Genomic DNA, 3,519 nt, shown 5'->3' with positions numbered 1-3,519 from the left:
CCCGCACCATGCGCGGCGGCTGCGCGCCCTTTTCGAACGCGGCGAGGCCTGCGCCTTCGAGGTCCAGGGGCCGGGCGGGGCGGTGGCGGTCGAGGGCCGCGCGGCCGGGGCGCTGGCCTGGCTGCGGCTGTCGGCCGTGGTCGGCCAGGACGCCGGCCTGCCGACCGCGCCGCGCTTCGCCGCCTTCCTCGATGCGCGCACGACGCCAGCCTGGATCTCCGCCGCCGACGGCAGCCCGGTCTGGGTGAACGCCGCCTGGCTGGCGGCCACGGGCGCAGCGACCCTGGACGAGGCCGCGGCCGGGGGCCTTTCCTTCGACAAGGGCGCCGAGGGTCTGGCCAGCGAAGCCGCCAACCTGGGCCTGCGCCGCCAGAGCCTGCGCTGGACGACGCTGGAGGGCCGGCGCCGGGCGCTGCAAGTCACCGCCCAGCCCCTGGAGGGCGGCGGAGTCGGGGTCTGGACCGACGACGTCACCGAGACCGAGGAACTGCGCGAGGCGCTCAAGCGCCATGTCGAGGCGCACGACGAGACGCTGAACCACATCGCCGACGCCGTCGCCATCTTCGGCGAAGGCAAGCGGCTGATCTTCCACAACACCGCCTTCGCCGAGCTGTGGGGCCTGGAGCCCGCCTGGCTGGCCGAGCGGCCAAGCCATGGCGAAGTCCTCGACCGCCTGCGCCAGCGGCGACGGCTGCCCGAGACCGCCGACTACGGCAAGTGGAAGGCGGCCGAGCTCGACCGCTACGAGGACACCTCCTCCGGGCCGGACGACCTCTGGAGCCTGCCCGACGGCCGCACCTTGAAGGTCGGCCGCCAGCCGCACCCGATGGGCGGGGTCGTGCTGCTGTTCTCCGACATCACCGGCGAACTGCGGCTGAAGGCCCAGTACAACGCCCAGATCCAGGTGCAGCAGGCGACGCTGGACAAGCTGAACGACGCCGTGGCGGTGTTCGGCTCCGACGGACGGCTGCGGCTGCACAACGAGGCGTTCGAGCTGTTCTGGAACGTCAGCGGCGACCAACTGGAACGCGCCCACGATTTCGAGGGCGTGGTCGAGCTGTGCGTGCGGCGCCTGCACGACATGAACTTCTGGCGGGAGCTGAAGGGGCGGGTCGCCGATCCCGATCCGCAGGCTCGAGCCCCGATCTCCGGCGAGGTGAAGACCTCGGACTCGCGCATCGTGGTCTATCAGAGCCGGCCGCTTCCCGATGGGGCGACGCTGATCGCCTTCGCCGACGTCACCGACGCGCGCAAGCTGGAGAGCGCCCTGGCCGACCGCTCGGCGGCCCTGGCCGAGGCCGAGCGCCTGAAGCGCGATTTCGTGGGCAACGTCTCCTACGAACTGCGCACCCCGCTCACCACCATCATCGGCTATTCGGAACTGCTGGAGCGTTCGGGCGAGAACCTTTCCGAGCGCGGCCGCGCCCACGCGGCGGCCGTGCGGACCGCGGCCACCCAACTGGCCCGGTCGATCGACGACGTGCTGGACATGGCCCAGATCGACGCCGACGAAATGGCCCTGGACCTGGCGGACGTGAACGTCGCCGACCTGGTGAAGGACACCGCCGAGCGCTGGGCCAAGGAGGCCGAGGCCGCCCAGGTGACGATCAAGGTCGAGCATCCGGCCGACATCGGCCTGCTCCGCGGCGACGCGCGCCGGCTGGCCCAGACCCTCGACCATCTGGCCGAAAGCGCGGTGCGCCAGACCCCGCCCGGCGGGACCGTCACCCTGGCCGCGCGCCGCACCCTGGGCGAGGTGCAGCTTCAGGTCACCGACACCGGCCGCGGCATTCCCTTCCACGTCCAGGCGCACATTTTCGACCGCTTCGTGGGGCGAGAACGTGGCGGACCGGGCCTGGGCCTGGCCCTCGTCAAGGCCCTGGTGGAGTTGCACGGCGGCTGGGTGGCGCTGGAAAGCGAGCCCGGCGCGGGAGCCACCTTCACCTGCCACCTACCCGAAGCGGCGCAAGGGGCCGCGGGCCATCCCGAGCTCAAGTTCTAAGGCGGCGTTTAAGGCGGCCGGCGCGCTGCTCGCGGTCTCGTGAGCGGCAACAAGCGGAGCCTTTTGCCGGCGTGCCGCGTTTAGGCCACGAGGGGCGCGTAATGTCCCGGGCTTGAACGAAAGGCGACCTAATGAACCAACAGGCTCAAGCGGACCACGACTTCAAGATCGAGCTGACCGGATTGATCCCGCAGATGCGGGCCTTCGCCCGGTCGCTGTGCCGCGACGCGGCGGCGGCTGACGACTTGGCGCAGGACGCGCTGCTGAAGGCCTGGAACAATCGCGCGAGCTATCAGCCGGGCACCAACATGAAGGCCTGGACCTTCATGATCCTCCGCAACCAGTTCTATTCCGACAAGCGTCGCTCGTGGCGCTCCAGCCAGCTCGACCCGGAAGTGGCCGAGCGCACCCTGGAGGCCGCCTCCAACCCGATCGCCAGCCTGGAGTTGGACGAGGTGCGCCGCGCCCTGGCCTGCCTGCCCGACGACCAGCGCGAGGCCCTGATCCTGATCGGCGCCGGCGGGCTGTCCTACGAGGAAGTGTCGGAAATCTGCGGCTGCGCCATCGGCACCATCAAGAGCCGGGTGAGCCGCGCCCGCGACCGGCTGGCCGCCATCATCGAGTCCGGCGACTACGGCCAGGACGAGATTCGGCCCTCGTCGGCCATGTCGAACATCATCGCCCAGCTCGACGGCCTGCGCGCCGTCGCCTGATGGAGCCTTGAATGCTCCCCCGCTGGGGAGCTGTCCGCATAGCGGACTGAGGGGGCTTGTCGAGTCGGCGGGTCCCCTCCGTCTCGGCGCTTTGCGCCGATCCACCTCTCCCAGAGAGGGAGGATTTTGAGGATGACTAACGCAGCCCGCGCCGCGACCAGCCTGAATAGGTGAAGGTCGCGGGCGTGGGCATTTGCGCGTAGCAATAGCCCATCAGTCCACTGGCGCTTTCCAGCCGGACCCGCACCGTCGCGCCGGGCGCGGCCTGTCGCGGCGAGAGACGGAAGCTCCAGCCGACCGGGGTGCGCGCCGAACCGGGGAAGTGTTTCTGGACATCGGGCCGCTCGCGCGAGGGGGCGATGCTCAGCGTCTCCTCGCCATCCACGAAGACCCGCGCCGCGACGATCTGCGCGCCCGGCGTGCGCTCCACCGCCCAGCCGGCGAACTCGACATCGCCGGTGGAAAGGGTCGCGGCCGTCTCGAAGCCGCCCATCGGCGTCGAGCCGAGCTTGAGGGCGCCCAGGTCCACGCCCGTCGCGCCAACCACGTAGAGGTCCTGGTTCTCGTAGAGTCCCTTGGGGAAACGGCGCCAGGAAAGGCCCGGTCCCAGCCGTTCGATCGCCCGACCGACAAAGGCCTCGGTGACATAGGACATGCCGTAGATGTCCAGCTCCAGCGATCCGCTCTCCGAGAAGCGCAGGAAGTGGAAGCCGTCGGGGCCCATCGACTCCCCGGCCGGCAGGATGGCTTCGTCGTGGACGCTGAAAGCCAGGACCCCGCGCGCCGAGACCAGGCTGTGGAGCT

General features: G+C 70.6%; 3 protein-coding genes. 2 read left to right on the top strand and 1 reads right to left on the bottom strand.

Going from position 1 to position 3,519, the window contains the following annotated elements; all coding sequences use genetic code 11:
- Together ACE3TL_RS16720 and ACE3TL_RS16715 are read left to right on the top strand one after the other, a co-directional pair.
- Positions 1 to 2,002, top strand: a 2,002-nt coding sequence (locus ACE3TL_RS16720) for an ATP-binding protein (RefSeq protein WP_374579792.1), incomplete at its 5' end; no start/stop codon positions are given.
- A 131-nt stretch (positions 2,003 to 2,133) separates the two neighbouring features.
- A complete protein-coding gene (locus tag ACE3TL_RS16715; protein WP_374534296.1) occupies positions 2,134 to 2,715 on the top strand; it encodes a sigma-70 family RNA polymerase sigma factor in 582 nt (193 codons plus the stop codon).
- 136 nt (positions 2,716 to 2,851) lie between these two features.
- On the opposite strand, the gene ACE3TL_RS16710 is transcribed toward ACE3TL_RS16715, so the two are convergent.
- Positions 2,852 to 3,519: hypothetical protein (locus ACE3TL_RS16710; protein WP_374579791.1), on the bottom strand; the 668-nt coding region annotated here is incomplete at its 5' end.

It is taken from the genome of Phenylobacterium sp., from assembly GCF_041920015.1.
Classification (GTDB): Bacteria; Pseudomonadota; Alphaproteobacteria; order Caulobacterales; family Caulobacteraceae; genus Phenylobacterium.
Note: the sequence above shows the minus strand (reverse complement) of the source record. Positions and strands in the feature narration are given on the sequence as shown.